The 22,562-nt window shown below is 30.6% G+C and carries 27 protein-coding genes, 2 tRNA genes and 1 rRNA gene; 19 read left to right on the top strand and 11 right to left on the bottom strand.

Annotated features, from left to right (window positions below; genetic code table 11):
* From rrf to LN736_RS02665, 3 genes are all read left to right on the top strand, one after another.
* A 5S ribosomal RNA gene (gene rrf / locus LN736_RS02675) occupies nucleotides 1–98 on the top strand; the annotation flags it as partial.
* 12 nt (nucleotides 99–110) lie between these two features.
* A tRNA-Phe gene (locus tag LN736_RS02670) sits at nucleotides 111–186 on the top strand.
* 102 nt (nucleotides 187–288) lie between these two features.
* Nucleotides 289–1,032, top strand: a complete 744-nt coding sequence (locus LN736_RS02665; protein ID WP_150358876.1) for a peptidylprolyl isomerase — start codon at nucleotides 289–291, stop codon at nucleotides 1,030–1,032.
* Nucleotides 1,033–1,124: 92 nt separating this feature from the next.
* Here the strand turns inward: LN736_RS02665 and LN736_RS02660 are convergent, their stop codons facing one another.
* Nucleotides 1,125–1,850: an NAD-dependent protein deacylase gene (locus tag LN736_RS02660; protein ID WP_229980735.1), complete on the bottom strand. Its 726-nt coding sequence runs from the start codon at nucleotides 1,848–1,850 to the stop codon at nucleotides 1,125–1,127.
* Nucleotides 1,851–2,012: 162 nt separating this feature from the next.
* Between LN736_RS02660 and LN736_RS02655 the strand changes: the two genes are divergently transcribed.
* Nucleotides 2,013–2,086 (top strand) — tRNA-Cys (locus LN736_RS02655).
* A gap of 148 nt (nucleotides 2,087–2,234) precedes the next feature.
* Here LN736_RS02655 and LN736_RS02650 read toward each other — a convergent pair.
* The 4 genes from LN736_RS02650 to LN736_RS02635 form a co-directional block, all read right to left on the bottom strand.
* A complete protein-coding gene (locus LN736_RS02650) occupies nucleotides 2,235–2,858 on the bottom strand; it encodes a permease prefix domain 1-containing protein (RefSeq protein ID WP_229980734.1) in 624 nt (207 codons plus the stop codon).
* The gene (locus LN736_RS02645) at nucleotides 2,855–3,193 is read right to left on the bottom strand and encodes a PadR family transcriptional regulator (RefSeq protein ID WP_150358878.1); all 339 of its coding nucleotides are present in this window, start codon (nucleotides 3,191–3,193) and stop codon (nucleotides 2,855–2,857) included. Before LN736_RS02645 ends, LN736_RS02650 begins: the two co-directional genes overlap by 4 nt.
* Before the next feature lie 273 nt (nucleotides 3,194–3,466).
* Nucleotides 3,467–4,381, bottom strand: coding sequence for a S66 peptidase family protein (locus tag LN736_RS02640; protein ID WP_229980733.1), 915 nt, complete (start codon nucleotides 4,379–4,381; stop codon nucleotides 3,467–3,469).
* A gap of 17 nt (nucleotides 4,382–4,398) precedes the next feature.
* A complete protein-coding gene (locus LN736_RS02635; RefSeq protein WP_150358880.1) occupies nucleotides 4,399–5,340 on the bottom strand; it encodes a magnesium transporter CorA family protein in 942 nt (313 codons plus the stop codon).
* A 299-nt stretch (nucleotides 5,341–5,639) separates the two neighbouring features.
* Here LN736_RS02635 and LN736_RS02630 point away from each other — a divergent pair, with 299 nt between their 5' ends.
* From LN736_RS02630 to LN736_RS02570, 13 genes are all read left to right on the top strand, one after another.
* A complete protein-coding gene (locus tag LN736_RS02630; RefSeq protein WP_150359042.1) occupies nucleotides 5,640–5,852 on the top strand; it encodes a sigma factor G inhibitor Gin in 213 nt (70 codons plus the stop codon).
* On the top strand, nucleotides 5,831–7,285 hold the full coding sequence (locus tag LN736_RS02625) for an aminotransferase class I/II-fold pyridoxal phosphate-dependent enzyme (protein WP_150359041.1): 1,455 nt from the start codon (nucleotides 5,831–5,833) through the stop codon (nucleotides 7,283–7,285). The genes LN736_RS02630 and LN736_RS02625 overlap by 22 nt, the downstream gene beginning before the upstream one ends.
* Nucleotides 7,286–7,303: 18 nt before the next feature.
* Nucleotides 7,304–7,993, top strand: coding sequence for a dTMP kinase (locus tag LN736_RS02620; RefSeq protein ID WP_179978157.1), 690 nt, complete (start codon nucleotides 7,304–7,306; stop codon nucleotides 7,991–7,993).
* A 133-nt stretch (nucleotides 7,994–8,126) separates the two neighbouring features.
* Entirely contained in the window at nucleotides 8,127–8,456 is a 330-nt protein-coding gene (locus LN736_RS02615; protein ID WP_150358701.1) for a cyclic-di-AMP receptor, read from the top strand.
* A gap of 15 nt (nucleotides 8,457–8,471) precedes the next feature.
* On the top strand, nucleotides 8,472–9,416 hold the full coding sequence (locus LN736_RS02610; protein WP_150358702.1) for a DNA polymerase III subunit delta': 945 nt from the start codon (nucleotides 8,472–8,474) through the stop codon (nucleotides 9,414–9,416).
* Nucleotides 9,417–9,423: 7 nt separating this feature from the next.
* On the top strand, nucleotides 9,424–10,329 hold the full coding sequence (locus tag LN736_RS02605) for a PSP1 domain-containing protein (protein WP_150358703.1): 906 nt from the start codon (nucleotides 9,424–9,426) through the stop codon (nucleotides 10,327–10,329).
* 11 nt (nucleotides 10,330–10,340) lie between these two features.
* Nucleotides 10,341–10,544, top strand: coding sequence for a heavy-metal-associated domain-containing protein (locus LN736_RS02600; RefSeq protein ID WP_150358704.1), 204 nt, complete (start codon nucleotides 10,341–10,343; stop codon nucleotides 10,542–10,544).
* Nucleotides 10,545–10,631: 87 nt separating this feature from the next.
* Nucleotides 10,632–10,805, top strand: a complete 174-nt coding sequence (locus LN736_RS02595; RefSeq protein WP_106010910.1) for a DUF362 domain-containing protein — start codon at nucleotides 10,632–10,634, stop codon at nucleotides 10,803–10,805.
* Between the two features lie 351 nt (nucleotides 10,806–11,156).
* Nucleotides 11,157–11,951 carry a flagellar motor protein gene (locus tag LN736_RS02590; RefSeq protein ID WP_150358705.1) on the top strand — a complete coding sequence of 265 codons (795 nt, stop codon included), beginning with the start codon at nucleotides 11,157–11,159 and terminating at the stop codon, nucleotides 11,949–11,951.
* A complete protein-coding gene (locus LN736_RS02585) occupies nucleotides 11,948–12,754 on the top strand; it encodes an OmpA/MotB family protein (RefSeq protein ID WP_150358706.1) in 807 nt (268 codons plus the stop codon). The genes LN736_RS02590 and LN736_RS02585 overlap by 4 nt, the downstream gene beginning before the upstream one ends.
* Nucleotides 12,755–12,926: 172 nt before the next feature.
* On the top strand, nucleotides 12,927–13,688 hold the full coding sequence (locus LN736_RS02580; protein WP_229980732.1) for a tRNA1(Val) (adenine(37)-N6)-methyltransferase: 762 nt from the start codon (nucleotides 12,927–12,929) through the stop codon (nucleotides 13,686–13,688).
* On the top strand, nucleotides 13,685–14,530 hold the full coding sequence (gene rsmI / locus LN736_RS02575) for a 16S rRNA (cytidine(1402)-2'-O)-methyltransferase (RefSeq protein ID WP_229980731.1): 846 nt from the start codon (nucleotides 13,685–13,687) through the stop codon (nucleotides 14,528–14,530). Before LN736_RS02580 ends, rsmI begins: the two co-directional genes overlap by 4 nt.
* Before the next feature lie 297 nt (nucleotides 14,531–14,827).
* A complete protein-coding gene (locus tag LN736_RS02570) occupies nucleotides 14,828–15,904 on the top strand; it encodes a C40 family peptidase (protein ID WP_229980730.1) in 1,077 nt (358 codons plus the stop codon).
* Nucleotides 15,905–16,112: 208 nt separating this feature from the next.
* On the opposite strand, the gene LN736_RS02565 is transcribed toward LN736_RS02570, so the two are convergent.
* Nucleotides 16,113–16,358 carry an AbrB/MazE/SpoVT family DNA-binding domain-containing protein gene (locus LN736_RS02565; protein ID WP_150358710.1) on the bottom strand — a complete coding sequence of 82 codons (246 nt, stop codon included), beginning with the start codon at nucleotides 16,356–16,358 and terminating at the stop codon, nucleotides 16,113–16,115.
* A 457-nt stretch (nucleotides 16,359–16,815) separates the two neighbouring features.
* On the opposite strand from LN736_RS02565, the gene LN736_RS02560 reads away from it, so the two are divergent.
* Nucleotides 16,816–18,207 carry an HDIG domain-containing metalloprotein gene (locus LN736_RS02560; protein ID WP_229980729.1) on the top strand — a complete coding sequence of 464 codons (1,392 nt, stop codon included), beginning with the start codon at nucleotides 16,816–16,818 and terminating at the stop codon, nucleotides 18,205–18,207.
* Nucleotides 18,208–18,395: 188 nt separating this feature from the next.
* On the opposite strand, the gene LN736_RS02555 is transcribed toward LN736_RS02560, so the two are convergent.
* The 3 genes from LN736_RS02555 to LN736_RS02545 are packed head-to-tail and all read right to left on the bottom strand — an operon-like array spanning nucleotide 18,396 to nucleotide 20,295.
* Nucleotides 18,396–19,049, bottom strand: coding sequence for a DUF1292 domain-containing protein (locus tag LN736_RS02555; RefSeq protein ID WP_150357447.1), 654 nt, complete (start codon nucleotides 19,047–19,049; stop codon nucleotides 18,396–18,398).
* 8 nt (nucleotides 19,050–19,057) lie between these two features.
* Nucleotides 19,058–19,708, bottom strand: a complete 651-nt coding sequence (locus tag LN736_RS02550) for a PspA/IM30 family protein (RefSeq protein ID WP_150357449.1) — start codon at nucleotides 19,706–19,708, stop codon at nucleotides 19,058–19,060.
* A 17-nt stretch (nucleotides 19,709–19,725) separates the two neighbouring features.
* Entirely contained in the window at nucleotides 19,726–20,295 is a 570-nt protein-coding gene (locus LN736_RS02545; RefSeq protein WP_150357451.1) for a hypothetical protein, read from the bottom strand.
* A 335-nt stretch (nucleotides 20,296–20,630) separates the two neighbouring features.
* Here LN736_RS02545 and LN736_RS02540 point away from each other — a divergent pair, with 335 nt between their 5' ends.
* Nucleotides 20,631–21,209, top strand: coding sequence for a DUF1836 domain-containing protein (locus LN736_RS02540; protein ID WP_150357495.1), 579 nt, complete (start codon nucleotides 20,631–20,633; stop codon nucleotides 21,207–21,209).
* A 17-nt stretch (nucleotides 21,210–21,226) separates the two neighbouring features.
* Here the strand turns inward: LN736_RS02540 and ispF are convergent, their stop codons facing one another.
* Both ispF and LN736_RS02530 read right to left on the bottom strand, forming a co-directional pair.
* Entirely contained in the window at nucleotides 21,227–21,715 is a 489-nt protein-coding gene (ispF, locus tag LN736_RS02535) for a 2-C-methyl-D-erythritol 2,4-cyclodiphosphate synthase (protein WP_150357453.1), read from the bottom strand.
* A gap of 92 nt (nucleotides 21,716–21,807) precedes the next feature.
* Nucleotides 21,808–21,993: a hypothetical protein gene (locus LN736_RS02530; RefSeq protein ID WP_150357455.1), complete on the bottom strand. Its 186-nt coding sequence runs from the start codon at nucleotides 21,991–21,993 to the stop codon at nucleotides 21,808–21,810.
* Between the last annotated feature and the right edge of the window lie 569 nt (nucleotides 21,994–22,562).

The following is a 22,562-nucleotide window of genomic DNA, read 5'->3' as shown; positions in this document are numbered from 1 at the left end:
AGGCAACACCCCTTACCATTTCGAACAGGAAGGTTAAGCTTCACAGTGCCCATGGTACTGCAGGGGAGGCCCTGTGGGAGAGCAGGTCGTCGCCAGATAAATACATATATGGCCAGATAGCTCAGTCGGTAGAGCAGAGGACTGAAAATCCTCGTGTCCCTGGTTCGATTCCTGGTCTGGCCACCAGAAGTTTCAGAGTTTATCTGGAACTTTTAATTTTTATATAGAAAAAATGTGGGAATTATGTCATAATTGATAATAAATATAATAATGTTAAGGAGAAAATATATGCAAAATAATGTGTTGGCAGTTGTCAATGGAATGGAAATAACAGAACAGGATCTGCAAAATACGATAAGAAGATTTCCAGCAGAAAGACAGCGGTACTTGGAAACTGAAAATGGTAGGAAACAATTGTTAAATGAAATAATATCTTTTGAACTCATTTATAATTATGCTAAAGATGAACACATGGAAAGTAGCGAGAGTTATTTAGCTAAATTAGAAGCCGTAAAAAAAGAAATGATGACTCAAGTGGCAGTAGATAAGATTCTGGAAGATGTCAAGGTCACAGATAAGGAAGTTGAAGATTACTATAAAGCTAATAGAAACATGTATAAAAATCCCGAAAATATAACAGCAAGACACATACTGGTGGATTCCCTTGAAAAAGCAAATGAAGTATTAGAAAAGGTAAAAACCGGGTTATCTTTTGAAGATGCTGCTAAAAAATACTCTTCGTGTCCATCAAAAGCACAAGGAGGAAACCTTGGAAAATTTACAAGGGGACAAATGGTACCTGAATTTGAAAATACAGCTTTTCAGCTAGAGATAGGAGTAGTAAGTCAGCCTGTAAAAACCCAATTTGGATATCACCTTATAAAAGTTGAAAATAAGGAAGAGGCTTCAATAAAAACTTTTGATGAGGTTAAGGATGCAATTAGGAGAGGGCTATTACAGGAAAGACAGGCTTTTAAGTATAGTCAATTTACTGAAGGTTTGAAAAGTAAATATGAGGTGGAACTTAAATAGCACTGGGGAAAATGCCTGGATTTGATTTATGCAAATCCAGGTATTTTTTACTTTCCGGGTAATTTCCTGAGACAGTCTTGTTTATATTATTCTTATAAAACACTTTTTAAAACTGTACCTATTTTATCATGTATAACTATATCAGCTCTGTTATCATAAGGAGTAGATGATTTATTTATAAGAACGAGTTTTTTGCCTTTAAAATAATTAATTAATCCTGCAGCAGGGTATACTACCAGGGATGTTCCACCTACAATTAGGATATCAGCTTGACTTATGTATTTAACGGATTTATTCAATACATCCATGTCTAAGCTTTCCTCATATAAGACTACATCAGGTTTTACCAGTCCGTTACATTTATCACATTTAGGTATGGTATCAGGACTATTTATTATATAATCCAGATCAAAAAACTTATTGCATTTGGTACAGTAATTTCGATGGATTGAACCGTGCAGCTCCAAGACATTCTTTGATCCGGCCATTTGATGAAGGCCGTCTATATTTTGAGTTACTATGGCTTTTAATTTTCCTTGCTTTTCTAATTCAGCTAGAGCATAATGTGCGTCGTTGGGCTTTGCATCTTTATATATCATTTTTTTTCTGTAAAATTCGAAAAAGTCTTCAGTATGAGACATAAAAAATGAATGACTTAACATTACTTCAGGAGGATATGAAAAATTATTTTTAGTTTTGTAAAGGCCTGCTTCGGATCTAAAATCAGGTATATTTGATTCTGTAGAAACTCCCGCACCTCCTAAAAATACAATGTTATTACTATTGTCTACAGCAGATTTTAAATTTTCATAACTCATAATATCACCTCTATGTAGTATTATAACATATATCGGTAGATACTTTTTTTATAGCAATAAATTCAATTTATGGAATAAATTTATCAAGAATTAATTGGATAAATTTGGATTGACAGAGCATACATATTAATGCTATAATAAATTTCGTTGAATATTAGACATGGCGCTATAGCCAAGTGGTAAGGCAGAGGTCTGCAAAACCTTTATCCCCAGTTCAAATCTGGGTGGCGCCTCCAAATTTGATATTGTTGATAGTTTAAAAATAGCTTATACTATAACTTCTAAAAGAAGTTGATAATATAAGCTATTTTGGCTTGTTGTAAGAGTTTTCGAGGTTGCACAAATGGCTTATAATTGCGAAAAAGGTTGGAAGACATAAATACCTTAATGCCATTTTTTAATTTTAACGTAATGCACCCTTAAAAATAAAGTTATTATAAAAGTAATTCCTACTATAAAAGCAATGCCTCCCATTTTATGATGTGGAAGATAAGTCCATACAAACAGAAAAGGTACACATATGACAAAATCGCAAAACAGAAAAGCCATTAATACTAATTCGAATTTTTTAGCAAAATAATAATAATAGAAAGCTATATCCCAGATAGCCAGAGAAATCATGAACAGCAAATATGAAATATTTTTAAATCCATTTTTACTTAACTCTCCGCTAAAATAATTAAGTAATTCATTGTTGTAGAACATACCGATGATTTGAAATAAGCAGCCTATAATAAAAATAACAGCTCCTGCCTTGATGAGCATTTTTGTAAATACACTGCGATTGTTTAATACGTGGTTCATTTCGGCTACTACGGTTTTTTCTTGCCCAAAGCGTTGTAAAGCCCTAGATATACTCTTTTCTTCACTCAAGCCCTGCTTTTTTAATTCTTCTACTTCTTCATACAGATGATCTCTCATTTCTTCTTTTAATATCTTTGTATTTTTATCTGAATTATCAAAATTTACATAAATGCTATCAATATATTCTTCAATTTTATCGATCATAATATAACCTCCATAAAATTATTTAATAATGATTTTAAAAATCTCCATTCTTTTACCTTTACTGAGAAATAATTTTTGCCTTCATCAGTGATTGTATAGTATCTTCTTCTTCCACCTCCACTACCTTTATCATCATTCCAGTAGCCTTTTAAGTAGTTCTTTTTTTCTAAACGTTTTAAAGATACATATAAAGTAGCTTCTTTCATTTCAAATTCTTCTTTTGATTTTTCTTTTATCTTTTTAGCAATTTCATATCCGTACATATCATGATTTTGTAAAACACTTAATACTATTATGTCAATATATCCCTTTAGTATTTCTTTATCAAATTGCAATGGTTGAACCTCCTTAGTAAAATTATATTATTATGTATATTACTTTATACTATATAGTAGTATTATTATACTATATAATAGTCAGAATTGCTACATTCAGCGATATAGTTTTATACGACTTATTTATAAGTTATTTTACAAAAAACTATCTTTAAGAGACATTACCTATAGCTGACTAAGTTGTGAGAATGTAAGCAAACTATAAAATAAACAGGAGAGCTTAATTGAACTTAACTCTCCTGTTCGTTTATTTTATATACTAAATTATTTCAATTATTTTACTACAGGTTCTAACAAGTTAATTTTTCCCTCTTTAAAGTCTACTTCTACATTGGCGCCAATTGGAAGAGTTATTCTGGGATATGAGTGACCGGATTGAAAATTAATTAGAGTAGGTTTTTTTAAACTCAATATTCTATCTTCCAATATTTCATTTAGAGTAAGGCTTCGTTCGTAATTGGGAAGCTGGCAATTTTTGAATTGTCCCATAATAAAACCCCTGCATTTGCGAAGATCTCCACTTAATATAAGTTGGGTAAGCATTCTGTCAATTTTATAAGGCTCTTCATTTACATCTTCTATAAACAATATCTTGTCCTCAGTGTTTACAGCATAAGGAGTGCCGAGAAGACTGCATATTAGGGAGAGATTACCTCCAACTAATTTTCCACTGGCATAGTCGCCGTTAAAATGATCTGTAGATATATTTTCAGGATTTTCTATGGTAAAAGGAGTGTAACCGGACATTATGGTATTCAGAAAACTTTTTAGTGTAAAATCATCGAAATCTGTGTTGCACATGGGAGAATGGAATGTAATAATGTTGCATTTCTCAAATATGCTATTGAGCAGAGCGGTTATATCGCTAAAGCCTGCAAATATTTTGGGATTTCTTTTTATGATATCAAAATCCATAAGATCGAGAAGTCTCGCAGTACCATAACCGCCTCGTGTGCATAATACCATATCTACCTCCGGGTCCAAAAACATGTCCATTAGATCCTGAACCCTATCAATATCTTTTCCCGCCAGGTATCCCCATCTATCATATATGTGTTTTCCCTCTTTTGTTTTAAAACCAAGGCCATTTAAAAATTTAATGCTATCCTTTATTTTTTCAGGTTCTAAGGCGCCTGAAGGAGATACAATACCTATAGTATCTCCACTTCTTAATCTTTTTCCAAGCAAAGTATCACATCCTAAAATTAAAATAAGTTCTTTTTTTTCAAGAATATTATACATATTATACAAATAAGAGCCGTTATTGCATATACGGTCCAAAAACCATTTTTATAAGCAGCAAAAGGTATTCCAGGTATATTCATTCCAAAGGAGCCGAATATTATATTGGGAATAGCCATAACTATAGTTACAGAGGCTAAAAATTTCATCACTATATTTAAATTGTTGGACACCACAGAAGCAAATGCATCCATAGTTCCACCTAGAATATTACTGTAGATGTTAGTCATCTCTATTGCCTGTTTATTTTCAATAATGACATCTTCGAGAATATCCTGATCTTCAGGGTATTTCTGTAAAATTTCTAATTTCAACATCTTTTCTAAAGTTATTTCATTTGCTTTTAAAGATGTAGAAAAATAAACAAGAGATTTTTCTAGTGATAAAAGCTGAATAAATTCCTTATTTTTCATAGACCTATGAAGTTTTTGCTCTATCATTACACTTTTTTTATCTATTTGTCTTAAGTAGAGTAGATAATAACTTGCTATTCTGTATAGTATTTGTAAAATAAATCTGGAGCGTTTAAAAGTGTAAAAAGATTTAACTTTTCCATCTATAAAATCTGTAAGTATCTTGCTATTTTTTAGGCAAACTGTTATCAGATTAAATTCTGTATGAATAATTGCCAGGGGATAAGAATCATAGGTTAATGAGTTGACCTCCATTTCTGTAAAGGGTATATCAACTATTACTAGCAAATTGTTATCTTCAGTGTCTATACGGGATGTTTCCTCCTCGTCGAGGGCCGCTCTTAGAAAATCTAATGAGACTCCAGATTTTTTTGATATTAAAAGTAAATCTTCATCTGAAGGAGCTACAATATTGATCCAGCACCCATGTTCTATGGTATCTAGAGCCTGCAACTTATTTGATGTATCCATAGTCTTATAAATTGAAATCATGTGATAATTTCCTCCGCGTAAAAGTTGAATTAAATAAGGTAATTTATTTTAGCAATTACTTTTATTATAACTTATAAAATGAAAATTTAAATATATTATTATAATATTTCATATGAATATAATAATAAAAAATAAAATTATTTATGTGGACAAAATAAATTTGAGGATAAATTGAATATTATATTAATGTAAGAAAAAAATTAACAGTAAAATTGAATATCATATACGTTAAAAGGTAAGAATCTAAATGATAAAATTAATTTACTAATTTACAAATAGGACTTACTAGGAGGATATGAATGAAAAAAAAATATTGTATCATATGTGGAAAGCCTTTAAGTAATGGTATAATAATATATGGCAGAGGAATTTGTTCCTGCTGTGAAGAAAGATTAATTAAGTTGGAAAATAATTTGGATTTTTACGAATACTATAGAAAAAGAATAAAAAAGACTATAGTTCATTATATAATAAGAGGAGAGACAATACATTGTCAGAATTACCGCTTTTAGAGGGAATTTTAAAATATATTAAAGAGAATAATATATCATTTTGTATGCCCGGACATAAAAATGGAAGGGGATTTTATAATACTTCTATAGGAAGGGAATTTGCGGACAATATTTTAAAGTTTGATATTACAGAAGTAGATGGGGTAGACAATCTTCATAATCAAAAAGATATAATATTAGATGCAAGTGGACATCTTAGAGATTTTTACGGAAGTAAAAAATCTTACTTTTTAGTTAATGGCAGTACCTCCGGAAATATGATAATGCTATTTAGCAGTTTTAATGAAGGCGATAAGATCTTGGTGGAGAGAAACTGTCATAGTTCTATATTTAACGGTATAATTATGAGGAAGTTAAAACCTGTATATTTAAAAAATATTATAAGTAAAAGATTAAATGCTCCTATTTCTATAGATCTGGAGCATTTTTTACAGGTTTTAAAAAGAAATAAAGATGCAAAGGGCATTGTAGTAACCTATCCTAATTATTATGGTATATGCAGCAATTTGAAATTTATAGTTGAAGAGGCTAAAAAATATAATATGAAGGTACTAGTGGATTGTGCCCACGGAGCCCATTTTGGAGTTCATCCAGATTTACCGGAAAATGCAGTAAAATTGGGAGCGGATATGGTAGTTACAAGTGCTCATAAAACCTTATGTAGTTTGACCCAAAGTGCTTATCTACATGTTAACAATGAAAATGATGTTGATAAAGCAGATTTTTACTTCGATGCGTTTTCGAGTACAAGTCCTTCTTATATAGCACTTTGCTCTATGGATTACGCTAGATTCTATTTAGAAAAATACGGATATAGAGATTATGAGAGACTTATTAAAAGAAATCAGTATTATAAGGGGAAAATAGATTCTATAGAGGGATTGAGCATAATTGGTAAAGAAGATATATTAAAATTTAATAGGAGCTGTATTGTAGATAAAAATATTTCAAGTGTATGGGATATAGATACAACCAGGTATACTATAAATTTGAATAAAAATTTTAGTGGGAATCTGTTGTTGAAGTACTTGAGAAAATCGGGAATACAGTGTGAAATGGGTGACAGTTCCAATGTAGTGCTTATTTTTTCGCCTTTTAATAGAGAAGAAGAATATGAGAAATTATACAATTCGTTGAGAAATTGCAATTTAAATTATTTTAAGTGTAGGAAATCAAGTATAATTGAGTATGGTGTACCTGAGATTAAGATGATGCCCTATGAAGCTTTAGAAGCGAAAAAGAAAAGCGTCAATTTAAATGAGTCTGTAGGGAAGATAAGTGGAGTAAATGTAATACCGTATCCGCCGGGAGTACCAGTATTGTTAATAGGAGAATTGATAGATAGAGATGTTGTAAGAGTCATTAAATATTATATTGATAGTGGATCGGATCTAATAGGGGTAAAAGATAATAAGATAAAAATTATAAAATAGATTTTGGAGGAAATTAAATTGAGCACATCATTAAAGGGAAAACTTATAGTTATAGAAGGATGTGATGGAAGCGGCAAGGCAACCCAGACAAAAATGCTTTATGAAAGACTTCTGAATGAAAAATATAATGTGAAAAAAGTGGAATATCCTGATTATACTAGTCAATCTTCAGCTCTGGTTAAAATGTATTTAAATGGAGATTTCGGGAAAAACCCCGAAGATGTAAGCGCCTATGTGGCTTCTACTTTTTATGGTGTCGATAGGTTTGCATCCTATAAGATGAAGTGGAAAGAGTTCTACGAACAGGGTGGAATAGTATTGGCAGATAGATATACTACGGCAAATATGATACACCAGGCTTCTAAAATTGATGATATTAAAGAGAAAAATAAGTTTTTAGAGTGGCTGTGGAATTTCGAATTTTGTATATTTGGTCTTCCGGTACCGGATTGTGTGATATTTCTGGATATGCCCCCTGAATACAGCAGACAACTTGTTATTTATAGAGACAATAAATTTACAGGGAATTCTGTAAAAGATATACATGAAAGCAACTATCATTATTTAATTAAATCCTATGAAAATGCGCTGTATATTGTTAGTAAGTATAACTGGAATAAGGTTTCTTGTATACAGGATAAGAGGATAAAAAGTATAGATGAAATACATAAAAATATATATTTTTTAGTGAAAAATATATTAAAATAAATATATAAAGAAATTTAGGAATATACTAGAATTAAGATCCGAGATCATATAATGTGACAAAATTATGTTATAATTATTATGTTAATTTAAAAAGTGATCCTTAGATAAAAAAAAGTGAGAAGGAGGAAACCTCATGAAGTTAATTATAGCTATTGTTCAAGATGACGATGCTGGCGATTTGCTAGAAACTTTGACAGAAGGTGGATTTGAAGTAACTAAACTTGCTACTACAGGAGGCTTTTTAAAGGCAGGTAATACCACTTTGATAATAGGTGTTGAAGAAGAGAGTGTAGATAAAGTAATAGGACATATAGAAGAAGTATGTAAAACTAGAAAGCAGATTATAACAACTCCTTCATCTGTTGCTAGTTCTACAGGTGTATATATGCCATATCCTGTGGAGGTGGAAGTTGGAGGAGCTAATATATTTGTGGTAGATGTAGATAAATTTATAAAGATCTAACGGGAGGAATATTTGGTGGACTCTTATAGAGTAATAGGACATCAGGGTATAAAGTTACAGATAACAAATTCTATAAAGTTAAATAGATTTTCACATGCTCATATTTTGGTGGGAGAAGATGGTATAGGAAAGAGTATGATTGCTAAAGAGATGGCTATAAGGGTACTGGGCAAAAATGAGTTAAAACCTTATGTTGATATAATTGAATTTAAAATACCTAAAGGCAGAAAATCCATCGGGATAGAAGAAGTAAAAGATATAGTTGAAGAGATAAATAAAAAGCCTTATGAAGGTGATAAAAAGGTAATAATATTATATAACTCTGATAAAATGACGGAGGCGGCTCAAAACGCATTGTTAAAAACTATAGAGGAACCGCCTTCAGGAAGTTTTATGATACTTTTATGTGAAAAGTTAGATGGTATTTTAGATACAATAAAATCAAGATGTCAGGTGTATAAATTTAACAGATTAAGTCAGGAGGATATGCTTCTATTCTTAAAAAATAGATTTCCCCAGTTATCTGGAGAAGAAGTTAAGGCTGTCTTGGCTTTTAGTGATGGGATACCGGGAAGAGCAGAAAAATTCATTTCAGATTCTTTTTTATGTGAGATAAGAGATACCGTTATAGATATGCTTAAAGAATTGAAGGATAATGATTTGGAGTATTCTTTAAAATTTTCTAATTATTTGGTTAATATGAAAGATGAATGGCAGGAAGCACTTACTTGTATTTTATCATATATACGTGATGTATTTATATATAAAGAAACGGGTAATCAAGAATTGATTATAAATGCGGATAAATTTGAATGTATAAAGACTATAGGAGAAATGTTTTCATTTAATAAATTAAATGATATTATTGATATTGTCAAGAATACGAGAGAGAAACTGGAGAAAAATGTGAATCCAGCGTTAGTTTTTGATTCTATGTTGGTGAAAATGCAGGAGGTATAAATGAAATATGGTAATGGTGGTAGGTGTACGCTTTAAAAAAGCAGGTAAGATATATTATTTTTCACCGGCTAATTTAAATGTACAAAAAGGAAATAATGTAATAGTGGAAACGGCTAGGGGAATGGAATTTGGCAAATGTGTCATAAAACCTAAAAATATAGATGAAAGCGATGTAATTCCACCTCTTAAAAATGTTTTAAGAATAGCTACAGAAGAGGATGTAAAAAAACATGATGATAATAAAAGAAGAGAAAAGGAAGCTTTTGAAATATGTTTAGAAAAAATTAAACAGCATAACTTGAAAATGAAACTTATAGATGTAGAATACACATTTGATAACAATAAGGTGATATTTTATTTTACTGCAGATGGAAGGGTGGATTTTAGAGAATTAGTGAAAGATCTTGCCTCGATTTTTAGAACTAGAATAGAACTTAGACAGATAGGGGTAAGAGATGAGGCAAAAATGATAGGTGGGTTGGGGCCCTGTGGTAGGGTTATGTGCTGCTCTGCATTTTTAGGAGATTTTGTACCTGTATCCATAAAAATGGCGAAGGAACAGAACCTATCTTTGAATCCTACTAAGATATCTGGCATATGTGGAAGGCTTATGTGCTGTTTAAATTATGAGCAGGATGCTTATGAAAAAATAAGACAAAGGTTGCCGAAAAAAGGTTCTGTTGTAAATACGGTTTATGGCAGGGGAGAAGTTATGAGTAATTCTGTAGTGAAGGAAAGTGTTAAAGTTAAAATAAAAAATGAAGATGGTGAGGATATGATAAAAGAAGTATTGATAAATCAAATTGAAATGGTTTCGGGTGGATTTGAGGGTAGTATAAATGATGAGGAAATAGAAGTTGATGTGGGAAATGAAAATTCAGATGTAATTAAACAATTATTTAAGGAAGAGTAGAGAGGTGGCGTATGAAGTCTGTACTTAAAATTTCTGATATGCGTACTGCTGAGGATGTTAATAAAATAAGATATTGTATCTCTAATAATGAAGGAATTATTGCTTTTGAGATAAATAAAGAAAAGAGTGAGGTAAGCATAGTATATGATAATTATTTTGTAACAAAGGATAAAATAATCCAATGTCTTGAAGATATGGGGTATATGGTATTATAAAATTCTCTTTAAAAGTAATTATAAATATGATAGAATAGCAAGGGATAGGATAAATAACTTGTAAGATCATAAGGAGGTGTGACGTAAATGGCATATAAAATTACAGATGCTTGTGTAAGTTGTGGCTCATGTGCTTCAGAATGCCCTGTTGATGCTATAAGTCAAGGGGATACCCAATTTGTAATAGATGCAGATACCTGTATAGAGTGCGGAAACTGTGCTAATGTTTGTCCAGTAGGAGCACCAGTTCAAGAGGATTAATCTTTAAAAAGGCTGCCTAAATATGGTGGTCTTTTTAATTTGGACAAGTATTTAATTTATCAAGTGATTCTTAGGTTCAGATGGTGTTCGCTAACAGGAAATGCTCTTTAATTGATATTTGTTCTTTGCACCTTGTACTTTGGATTTTGAATTTTATAATAAAGAGGGAGCGTTAGGATAAAAGGTGTAAGTACTATGAACGTTAAAAAATTAACAGATATGAATAAATTTATATCTTCGTATAATGTTACATTAACGGTAAAGAGTATAAAATTTTATACGAATATTTATATAGACATAATAAGTGTAAACTAAAGGCGAGGATTAAATTAACTAGATGGAGGAGAAAAAATGGATATATCTGTTATTATATTTTTGTTTTTTGGGATACTTTCAGTAGTAGTTGGTTATATAATAGAAGGTGGACAGGCAACTGCACTTTTAGGAGCTACTGCAGCCATAATAGTTTTTGGAGGAACAATTGGTGCTACAGGACTATCTTTCCCAATGGATATATTAAAAAGAATTCCCAAAATATTTAAGGTGCTTTTTAATCCCAGAAAAACAGATTTACCAGCTTTAATTTCATATTTTAAGGATGTATCCTACAAAACAAGAAAAAATGGATTATTGAGCCTAGAAAGCGAAGTGTCTAATGATCCAAATTTGGATCCTTTTATAAAAAAGGGTCTTCAGCTTGTTGTAGATGGAGTGGATCCGCAGGCTGTGAGAAGCATATTGGAATTAGAACTTGATTCTACGTCTGAAAGGCATAGAGAAGGTGCTGATATATTTGAAAGTGCGGGCGGGTATGCACCTACTATGGGTATTGTAGGTACAGTTATGGGACTGGTTCATGTTTTAGGAAATTTGGAGGATACTTCTACCTTAGGACCAAAAATAGCGGTGGCATTTTTAGCTACATTATATGGTATTGGATCTGCAAATCTTTTATGGCTTCCTATAGGAAGTAGGCTGAAACAGGCAGATGAGAGAGAAGTAAAAGAAAAGACACTTATTATTGAAGGTGTGCTCTATATTCAAGAGGGAATAAATCCAAATACGATAGCGGAAAAATTAAAGAGTTTCTTAAATAAAGAGGAGTTATTGAGATATGAGGCATTAGAAGGGAAGGCTGAGATATGAAAAGAATGAGGAAGCCGGGAAAAAAGCCAGAGGGCCTAAGATGGATGCTAACTTATTCTGACTTGATAACACTGCTTATGATATTTTTTGTTGTTATGTATTCCATGAGCCAGGTAGATCAGACCAAATACAAGCAGCTTTCTGAATCCCTAAGTGTGGCTATGGGAGGAGGCAAAACTATAATAGGCAGTGAGGATAATCCCAGTATTAAGGAAAATGTAAACAAAATGGATAATTTGAATTCTACGCAAGATGAAGAAAAAAAATTATCAGAATTAAAAGCACAAGTAGATAAATATCTTAAGGAAAATGGAATGAGTAAAGACGTATCCACTACTGTAGACGAAAGAGGCTTAGTAGTGAGCATGAATGATACTTTATTATTTGATACGGGCAAAGCGGATATAAAACCACAATTTCAACAGGAGCTTACGGAAATGGGCAAGATTTTGAATCAATTGGGTAATTATATCAGAATAGAAGGACATACGGATAATGTGCCTATTAGTAATAGTGAATACTCTTCTAACTGGAAATTATCCTGTGATAGGGCATCCAATGTTACTGAATTTCTTATAGCAAAATCCGGAATTCAACCTCAAAAGCTTTCAGCAATTGGATATGGTGAATACAGACCTATTGCTGATAATTCTAATGAAACAGGAAAGGCTAAAAATAGGAGGGTGGATGTAATCATATTAAACAGCAAATTTAATGCAGTTGAAAATAACAGTTCAAGTTCAAAGTCCTCTGGAAGTAAAGATAATACAGAAAGTCAAAATACTACAAAAAGTAATAAGTAAAATGGAACTACTATTCCCTGGAATGTTTATCTAGGGATTTTTATTTTAGAGTATTTAAAAAAAACAGTGGATTGACAGTGTTATTTATTTAAATCATAATTATAAATATCAAGTAATGAAAATTTTTGATATAGTGAAAACTGTGAGTTAGATTAGAAATGAGGTATTGAATTTGAATAGTACTTTCTTAAAAGAAGATGAAACCTTAGATGATCTGCAATTAAAGGGACTATATGTAATTCAGAAAAAAAGTACCTTTAGGTTTGGAATAGATGCAGTTTTGCTTGCTAATTTTGCCGATATAAAGAGAAATGCAAGTGTAATAGATTTATGCAGCGGTACTGGTATAATTCCTTTTATACTGGTGGGAAAAACACCTGTGGGTAAAATAATCGGAATAGAGATACAAAAAGACATGGTAGATATGGCCAATAGGTCTGTGCAATTAAATGATGTACAGGGGAAAATTGAGTTTATCCATAGAGATTTAAAGGATTTGAAATATCTAAAAACTCTACCTAAAGCGGATGTAGTTACTGTAAATCCACCTTATAAATTAAAGGATTCTGGAATTGTGAGTTTAAAAGACGAGGATGCCATTGCCAGACATGAAATTTGCTGCGATCTAGAGGATGTTATAAAAGCTGCTAAAATTGTTTTAAAAGATAATGGAAAGATTTATATGATCCATAGACCTGATAGATTTGCAGATATTATATGTACCATGAGGAAATATAAGATTGAGCCTAAATTTATAAGGATGGTTCATCCCAATATAAACAAAGCTCCCAATATGGTATTAATAAAAGGACAGAACAATGCGGGCCGTTTTTTAAAATGGGATGCACCGCTGTATGTACATAAATTGGACGGAAGTTATACAGATGAAATAGATAAAATATATGGAAGAAGTAAGAAAGGATATGGTAGATGATGGGGAAACTTTTTTTGGTGGCAACTCCTATAGGTAATTTACAGGATATAACCTTACGTGGATTAGAGGTACTTAAAAATGTGGATTTAATAGCTGCTGAGGATACAAGGCACAGTTTGAAATTATTAAATCATTTTAATATAAAAAAACCACTTGTCAGCTATCATAAATATAATGAAAATGAAAAATCTATGGAACTGATTAAAAAATTAAAAGATGGATATAACATAGCCTTGATAAGTGATGCCGGAACCCCTGGTATATCGGATCCAGGCAGCATTATGGTGCGCAATTGTATAAAATATGGAATGAATTTTGAAATAATTCCTGGAGCTACTGCTGTTACTACAGCCTTAGTTTATTCAGGATTAGATACTTCAAAATTCATTTTCATTGGTTTTTTGCCTAGAGATGTTAAAAGTAAGATGGGCATTTTAGAAGATATGGCTGAAAGAAGAGAAACACTGATATTTTATGAAGCTCCACATAGATTATTGAATACTTTAAAACAGATGAGAACTGCTTTGGGTAATAGATATGCAGCTGTTTGTAGAGAGCTTACTAAGATTCATGAAGAAATATTGAGATCCACTTTAGAGGAAATACTAAATTATTATGAAAATAGAGAGATAAGAGGAGAATTTGTAATTGTAGTAAAGGGCAAAAGTGAAGAAGAATTTATGAGAGAAAAAAGACAAAAGTGGATAAATTTGTCTGTAGAAGAGCATATAAAAATGTATATGGATGTAGGATTGAGCAAGAAAGAATCCGTGAAAAAAGTAGCTAAGGATAGAAATGTTTCTAAATCTGACATATATATCCATTCTATTAATTTACAATAATTGAAAATGAATGCAAGATGGTGCTGGACACAATTTCCATATTGTTAATAATATTACTTAAAAACAATCAGATTTTCAATAAATAACCGGGTTTTATTAAAGAAATCTAATATTTTTAAGAAAAATTTATTACAGGCGTTGAGATATACTATGATTTAATGCTATAATAAACATATGTTACTTTTAAATTTAAAATTATGCTCCTAGGAGTATCATTTTAAATTTATTTAATGTGGGAGCCCAAATTTATAATTTGGAAGGGGTAATTTAAAAATATATTAGTAGGAGGTAGATAAATTGAATAGAAAGACCTTATCTGTTGCAATGGCTCTAACATTGGCATTGTCAACAGGGACAAGTGTTTTTGCAGCATCGGGTAATTCGGGTTCACTGACTCAAGTTAAACAGCAAAAACAGGATTTGGAGATTAAAGTTGAAAAATTAGATGATGAGATAGGACAAGTTATACAGCAAATTGACAATAATAAAAAAGATATTGGCAAAGTTTCTGATAATATAGAAAACACGCAGACGAAGATGGAGTCAACGGAAAAGGATATAAAAAGCCAGCAGAAAGTATTTAATCAAAGAGTAAGGGCTATGTACATAAATGGCGTGGATAGTTATTTAGGTGTAATACTAAACGCTGACAATTTAAATGATTTCATATCTAGATTGGATAATGTAGCAAAAGTGATGGGGTTTGACAAGGGCGTTATATCGAACTTAACAGATAAAAAAGAAGAATTATCTGCCCAAAAGGAAAAATTAAATAGTGAAAATAAAAGGCTTTTAGCATTGAAGTCCGATAATGAAGAAAAATTGTCCAAGCTTAAAAGCGATAAAAACAGTCAAACCGCATTGATAACATCTTTGGACGCTAAAGAAAAGGAACTTGCAGCAGCAGATGGAGAAACTTCAAGGCTAATTGCTTCGGCAGCAAATAATGTACAGCAGATTAGAAATGCGGCACCAAGAATTACTGGCTCAAATCAGAGTATTTCAAGAGGTGGAAGCGCATCAGTATCTTCAAATGCAATAGTAGCATATGCTTCTAATTTTTTAGGGGTTCCCTATGTCTGGGGAGGAACTTCACCATCGGGCTTTGATTGCTCGGGGTTAGTTTACTACGTATATGCACATTTCGGAATTAATCTTCCAAGAACTTCACAGGCACAGCAAAATGTTGGAGTGCCTGTGTCTAGAAGTCAGCTTCAACCTGGTGATTTGGTGTTTTTCGGTTCACCGGCACATCATGTGGGAATATATGTGGGTAATGGATCATTTATTAATGCGCCTAGAACCGGAAGAAATGTATCCATAGATCCTTTGGATAATAGATCGGATTTTAGCGGTGGAAGAAGGGTCAGGTAGTCAATAAAGTATAATATTAATATATTTAGGAATTTAGACATATTTAAATAAAAAATATACATACATAGTTAAATTTCAGTGGTATTTTACAGAGTTTAGCTATGTCTTTTTTTTATATTTATGGTGATAGATAGTTAGTGTATTATAGATATAAATGGACTTCAAAAAAGCTGATATGAAATTTCCATATCAGCTTTTTTAATAGATATTACTTGCCTTCTCTTAGTTCATTTAAGCATTTCTTACAAATATTTTTACCTCTGTAATTTACTACATCCCTTGCATCACCGCAGAAAATACATGCTGGTTCGTATTTCTTTAATATAATTTGTTCACCATCAACATATATTTCTAAGGCATCCTTTTCAGCAATGTCTAAAGTTCTCCTTAATTCTATAGGAATTACAATTCTTCCCAGCTCGTCCACTCTTCGAACAACACCAGTAGATTTCATTTGTGCTCTCCTCCTTTAATTCCATAATTCGACATAACTACAATTAAATAATAGCAAAAATTACATTAAAAGTCAACATATTTTCATAAAATATTTTACAAATTTCTTATGAAATTCCATCTAAAGTTAATATACTACCAAAATATACAAAAGTCAATAATAATTAAGGTGCTTTGATTTCTGATATACACTTTGAAAGTGGGCTAATATTGGGGGTTAAGGATAAAATTAATATGGATAGAGATAAAATAAAGATAATGTTGAAGGTAATTATGAATAAAATTATAACAAATATTTATAAATAAAATAGTAATTAAATGGATAATTCAATATTATGTGTCGAAATAATTTTATAGTTTTTAATTGAGTATGCTATTTGTAATAAAAAATATAAGCTGGAGTTTTTGCTAATATTATAAAATAAATTATTTTATATGGTAAAATAATAGAGGAGTAGGTGATTGATTTGAATTATTTGAAAAAGTTTATTTATGATTTGAGAGAAATAGTAAATAATATGGAATTAGAAATTTATCTAGTAGGTGGATATGTAAGAGACAAATTGATGAATATAAAGGCTGAACCTAAAGATGCAGATTTCGTAATTAAGGGAGATATTCATCAATTTATAAAGGAAATTGGTAAAAAAAGATATAGATTTTTCACTATAAAAGAAAGTGTAGGTATATATAGATGTGTATTAGGTGAAAATACAATAGATATTTCATCTATGAGGGGTAATTCTATCGAGGAAGATTTAAGAACCAGAGATTTTACTGTAAATGCGATAGCTATGAGAGTTATCCACAATAAAATATTTGATCCATTTTATGGAAGAAGAGCATTGAAAAGTAGAATACTTAAAAGTGTAAGCGATAAAAGTTTGGAAGAGGATCCTGTTAGGATATTGAGAGGCATAAGGTTTTATATAAAATGTGGAATGCATTTTAATTTGGAGACGGAAAAGCAGATTGAAAAAATATCGGATAAAATAATGGAATCACCTAAAGAAAGAATTTGTAGGGAGATAATGCTTATAATAAAAGAAGATCAACTGGGGATAGCTTTTGAAACTATGGATAATTACGGAATACTAAAAAACATTATACCCTATATAGACGAGTTAAAAACCATAGGAAAATGCAAATATCATATGGAAGATGTATTCACGCATATGAATTTGACATATGGAGTATTTAAAGATATTTTAAGGGAAAAAATTAAGTTGAGGAATTTGGATTTAAGTATCTTTGATTGTAGAATAGGGGAATTTAGTCTTAAAGAATATCTAAGTCTGGCTTGTTTTTTGCATGATATAGGTAAATATGAAGCTTATAAAAAGGAGAATAATAAAATAAGTTTTCATGGACATGATATAAAGGGAGCCAGCATATGTAAGGCTTTTTGCGATAATTTGAAATTTCCTAAAAGAGCAGAAAAATATATAGAAAGTATAGTAAAGGGACATATGTATCCACTGGGACTTTTTAAAAACGAAGCTTTTAACAGTAAAAAAGCTACCTACAAGTTTTTTTACAATTATGGCATATGCGCAATTGGAATACTTACTACTGCATTTTGTGATAATTATGCTACTAGAATGAATCTAGATAGGCAAAATGAAAAAGAAAGGTTTAAAATATTTATTGAATATATGTTAAAAGAATATAAACTTTACTGTAAAATGAAGGAAGATAGACTTTTGAATGGAGAAGATGTTGTAAAAATTTTAGGGCAGGAAGGTCCCGTTGTGAAAATTGCTCTTGAAGATATCCACAGACTTAGATATTTGGGAAAAATAAATAATAGAAGAGAGGCAATTGATTATTTAAAATCACAGCCATTTTAAAGTACATTGAAGAAGTATTAACAACAAGAGTTATCCACGGTGTGGATAACTCTCCATTAAATTGTTGTAAGTACAATAATATCAATAATGTGACTTATCCACAGAAAATGTGCATAAAGTTGTGATTTTTGTGGACAAGTATTTGGAATTATAAACTATATTATAGATTTTGGAATAAAATGGAAAAATTACTTATCTACACTTTGAAAAGTAGAAACTATAAAATCAAACTCGTGAGCATCTGTAATTTCTCCATAACTGTCTTCAGAAATTCCAGGATAATAATAAAGTATAAACTTTTCCTTGGACACTATATTTTTAATTATAATATACTTTTTATCCAATTTTATATCTTGTAATGTAGCGAGAACAAAATATCTGTCATTTTCACCAGTCCTATTATTTACAAGATTAATTGAAAAATTATCATGTTTTGTTAAATTTATTTTTTCCCTGTCACAATATATGATGTTTGAGCCGCTTTTACATCCCAGGCAGCTGTCAAATTTACAGTCAGCGGTACAGTTTAGGCATTCGCAATCAGCGCATTTTTCAAGTTGTGATAAAGATTCTAAATGGTCATTTTTATAGGATTCCAATAGAGAAATATATTTATCTGCGTTTAATCTTTTAAAAAAATTTTTTGTATTAAGGTCACTTTCCGCAGCCTCTATTAGTTCTATATATTTTTTTAAAGTTGCTATTTTGGCAGTATATTTTCGCCTGGTCAAGATTTTTTTATCTACAAAAGGTGAAATATTGTCTATAGCATAGGTTATATCCACAAATATTTTCCCGTATTTATTCTTTTGAAGCTTTATAAATTGATGAACTTTATCCATGATATCACCTAATTTTGCTTATATTTTTTTAATTCTTCATCAATATCAACTTCATCTAATTTTTCAAATTCCTTCTCCAAAGTATCTTCTTCCTTTAAATCTCCAAGTCCTTCAGCTAGAGCTTCTTTCTTTTGAATTTTTCTTTCGATATCATCTAAGTTTATCCTATTGTTCCCCGTATCTACATTGGCCATTATTTCATTTACTTTTTTACTGGCTTCAGCATTGTTAAATCTTGCGGCAGCTTCATCTCTGTATACTCTGGTTTTGTGAATTTCCTCTTCTAGTTCCTTTAATTTGACTTTTACTGATTCAGCTTTTTCGCAGGCATCTTTGTAACTTGCCTCAAGAGATGTATAGCTTTTATCAGCCTCTAATTTTCTAGCAAGAGCCTTTTTAGCTAATTCTTCATTTCCTTTACTTAGGGCAAGTTTTACTTTGCCGTCGAATTCAGCAGATATTCTCTTTGATTCTTCCATCTTTTTTTCAATTTCGTGAACATTTCCCAATATTTGAGCTGAAGATAATTTAGCTTTATTTAAACTGTCCTCCATATCTCTTAATTTTTGATCCAGTAATTCAATGGGGTTCTCCACTTCATCTAAAGTGCCATTTACCTTTGCTCTGAAAATATTGGATATTCTCTTCAACACGCCCATAAAAAATCCTCCTTAAATTATCTTTTCCTTTTAAATTTATTTATTCTATTTATGATAAAAATTATTATGAGTACTAATATTACAAACTTAGCAAAACCCCAGAAAAAACTTGCTAAAAGACTGCTTCCTCCATAATATCCGTTATTATATCCCCAGGGTATGGGAATTGGTATAGGGAAAAAAGATCTTCTGCTTTCATTGTTATAGTTTCCCTTAGACTGAGAAGTGCTGCTGCTGGCTTTGTCATTGCTGGATTTTGAAGAAGAATTAGGTGCATTGGAAAAACTACCTGATTTAAAATTTCCACTAGAGCTGTTACCACTGGAGCTTTTATGAAAGGTAGACTTAGGTGAAGAAAAACTACCTGATTTAAAATTACCTCCGGAAGATTTTGAACTACTAATATGTGAAATAGAAGTTCCAAAACCGTGTCCGCTGGAGTGTGAACCTTTGGCATAAACAATACTGGAATTATTGTTTACAACTAAATTAGCGGACTGTATGTTAAAAATACCTGCTGATAGAAATAGGAAAGTAAGCAATAATGATATAATAAAGTATTTTTTATTATGCTTAATTTTAGTCACCCCCTTAAGTCCTCACATCTCTTTCATAGTAACATAATATTTGGTTGATAGCTACTAGAACAATTCACAATGCACAATTCAATATCGTTATGTTATTTATTATATAGTATTAAATAACACATAACAAGTCTTAAATTAACTTATTTTAGGTAACTTAAGACGATTTACTTGTAAAAATATTATATTTTTATGTATTTTATAAATGTTTAGTTTGTAAAGATTATAAATATGCCATATAATATTAGTATAAATTGAGTTTAAATAATAGAAATTTTAATGTGCTGATGAATATGTTATTTGGGAGGTTGTAAAAATTGAATGAGCAAAATTTTGAAATGAAATATATAAATAAAATAGCGCAAAACATATCAAATAATACAATAATACCTTATGAAGATTTACCGAGATATGATTTGTTTTTATCTCAGGTTATAGATTATTTAAATGATAAATTTGAGGAAGAAAACTATACCAATAACATAGTGCAGAATTATATTAAAAATGAAGTTATATCTAAACCGGAAGACGGGAAAAAAAGAGGATATACAAAAGTTCACCTAACTCAGCTTATTCTGTTAAGCTATATGAGGCCTATATTGACAACAGAAGAAATAAAGAAAGTGTTTGCATTGGCTTTTAATGAGATAAATAATGGAGAAGATGATATAATATCCTGGGAAGATGCATATAAGATATTTTCAGATCTTCAGAAAAACAGTCTTAAAGATTTGATGGCAAAAGAAAGTTTTAATGAAAAAAAGTTTCAGAATATAATGAAAAATATGCACTTGAAAATTGAGGGAAAAGAAGAAGAGAGAATAATGGTATTTTTCGTAGTTATGTCTTTGATCTGCCAGGCAAGTGCGATTAAGAAATTAGTTCAAAATATAGTTAATAATTATGAAGATAAATAAGAACTTTATGTTTCTGTTTATTTTAAAGCAGACAAATTTTTATTCAATAGACATATACTTTGAGCAGCTATGCCTTCCCCTTTTCCTGTAAATCCTAACCCTTCTTCAGTAGTGGCCTTTATGCTTATTGAAGATATGTCTATGTTTAATGTTCTGGCTATATTTGCTCTCATATATTTGATGTAAGGTGATAACTTGGGTTTTTCAGCTATTATGGTAGAATCTATGTTTTCTATAATATAGTTATTATCTCTAATTAAATCCAATACTTTAGATAATAAGCTGAGACTAGATACATCTTTGTATCTTTCATCCTGATCTGGAAAGTACTTACCAATATCGCCTAGACAGGAAGCTCCTAATAAACTATCCATTATTGCATGAGTGAGTACGTCAGCATCAGAATGACCAAGTAATCCCCTGTTGAAGGGAATGATTACTCCACCTAATATAAGATGTCTATTATAAACTAATTTGTGAACATCATATCCAAGTCCAATTCTCATGATTAATCCTCCTGTGAATAAACTTAATTTTAGTAAGAATTACTTTATTGTATTTTATCATATATAATAAAAAGGTGCATTTACAAAGCACCTTAAGATATATCCTTAGAATAATATATTATTTTTTTAGTGTCTTTATCTTTTGTCGTGGTTTCTTTAGGAGTTTTATTTGCAGAGCTAAATAATTTTGATAAAAATAATTTTGCTGAAGATAAAAATGACATATCCTTTTTCTTAACATTTTTTGAAAAATCCACTTTGATAACGTTATCTTTCATAAACTAGCCCCACCTTTCATTAAAAGAATTTCTTTACTTTTATAATATCATAAAAATAAAGAAGTGTTAAGAAAATTATGAAAAATATTCTTATTATTTTTATATTGAGATCATAAAAATTGAGGAGATGGTAAATCCCCTCAATTTTGTGAGATAGAAAGGTATATTACTTTGTATTAGGAAATGTTAACTTGTAATCTATGAGCTTTGTAATTGTGTGGATAATAATATTATATGAAGATTGCTCTAATTTGGTTACTATAATTTAAAAATTATACACATGTTGTCCACAAAAATGTGGATAATGTGTATAAGTAACAAGTTATTTACAATAAAATAAGACAAATTAATTATTGAAAATAGAAAAGAAATAAATAATAACAGGTTATAAACAAAATATGTGTGGATAATGTGTATAAGTAAAAATTTTGTTTTACTAATCAAGCATATATATATTATAATAAATGGTAGAATGTATAGGTTTAATATTAAATTGCCTTATATGATAGTTTTATTATAAAATGGAAACGTAGCACATCAAAGTTCTTTTAAGGTTCTTGAAAAAGTTT

Source organism: Clostridium aromativorans, assembly GCF_020908015.1.
Taxonomy (GTDB): Bacteria; Bacillota; Clostridia; order Clostridiales; family Clostridiaceae; genus Clostridium_B; species Clostridium_B aromativorans.
The sequence above is the reverse complement of the archived record's forward strand: the minus strand, read 5'-3'. Positions and strand labels throughout refer to the sequence as shown.

Coding starts and splice junctions, on each gene's coding strand:
- LN736_RS02565 (WP_150358710.1), bottom strand. CDS start 16,358: ATGAAATCTACTGGTGTTGTTCGAAGAGTGGACGAGCTGGGAAGAATT.
- LN736_RS02540 (WP_150357495.1), top strand. CDS start 20,631: ATGAAATATATAAATAAAATAGCGCAAAACATATCAAATAATACAATA.
- LN736_RS02590 (WP_150358705.1), top strand. CDS start 11,157: ATGGATATATCTGTTATTATATTTTTGTTTTTTGGGATACTTTCAGTA.
- LN736_RS02660 (WP_229980735.1), bottom strand. CDS start 1,850: ATGAGTTATGAAAATTTAAAATCTGCTGTAGACAATAGTAATAACATT.
- LN736_RS02550 (WP_150357449.1), bottom strand. CDS start 19,708: ATGGGCGTGTTGAAGAGAATATCCAATATTTTCAGAGCAAAGGTAAAT.
- ispF (WP_150357453.1), bottom strand. CDS start 21,715: ATGAGAATTGGACTTGGATATGATGTTCACAAATTAGTTTATAATAGA.
- LN736_RS02530 (WP_150357455.1), bottom strand. CDS start 21,993: ATGAAAGATAACGTTATCAAAGTGGATTTTTCAAAAAATGTTAAGAAA.
- LN736_RS02630 (WP_150359042.1), top strand. CDS start 5,640: ATGAAAAAAAAATATTGTATCATATGTGGAAAGCCTTTAAGTAATGGT.
- LN736_RS02665 (WP_150358876.1), top strand. CDS start 289: ATGCAAAATAATGTGTTGGCAGTTGTCAATGGAATGGAAATAACAGAA.
- LN736_RS02595 (WP_106010910.1), top strand. CDS start 10,632: ATGGCATATAAAATTACAGATGCTTGTGTAAGTTGTGGCTCATGTGCT.
- LN736_RS02605 (WP_150358703.1), top strand. CDS start 9,424: ATGGTAATGGTGGTAGGTGTACGCTTTAAAAAAGCAGGTAAGATATAT.
- rsmI (WP_229980731.1), top strand. CDS start 13,685: ATGATGGGGAAACTTTTTTTGGTGGCAACTCCTATAGGTAATTTACAG.
- LN736_RS02615 (WP_150358701.1), top strand. CDS start 8,127: ATGAAGTTAATTATAGCTATTGTTCAAGATGACGATGCTGGCGATTTG.
- LN736_RS02555 (WP_150357447.1), bottom strand. CDS start 19,049: ATGGATAAAGTTCATCAATTTATAAAGCTTCAAAAGAATAAATACGGG.
- LN736_RS02650 (WP_229980734.1), bottom strand. CDS start 2,858: ATGATCGATAAAATTGAAGAATATATTGATAGCATTTATGTAAATTTT.
- LN736_RS02635 (WP_150358880.1), bottom strand. CDS start 5,340: ATGATTTCAATTTATAAGACTATGGATACATCAAATAAGTTGCAGGCT.
- LN736_RS02600 (WP_150358704.1), top strand. CDS start 10,341: ATGAAGTCTGTACTTAAAATTTCTGATATGCGTACTGCTGAGGATGTT.
- LN736_RS02585 (WP_150358706.1), top strand. CDS start 11,948: ATGAAAAGAATGAGGAAGCCGGGAAAAAAGCCAGAGGGCCTAAGATGG.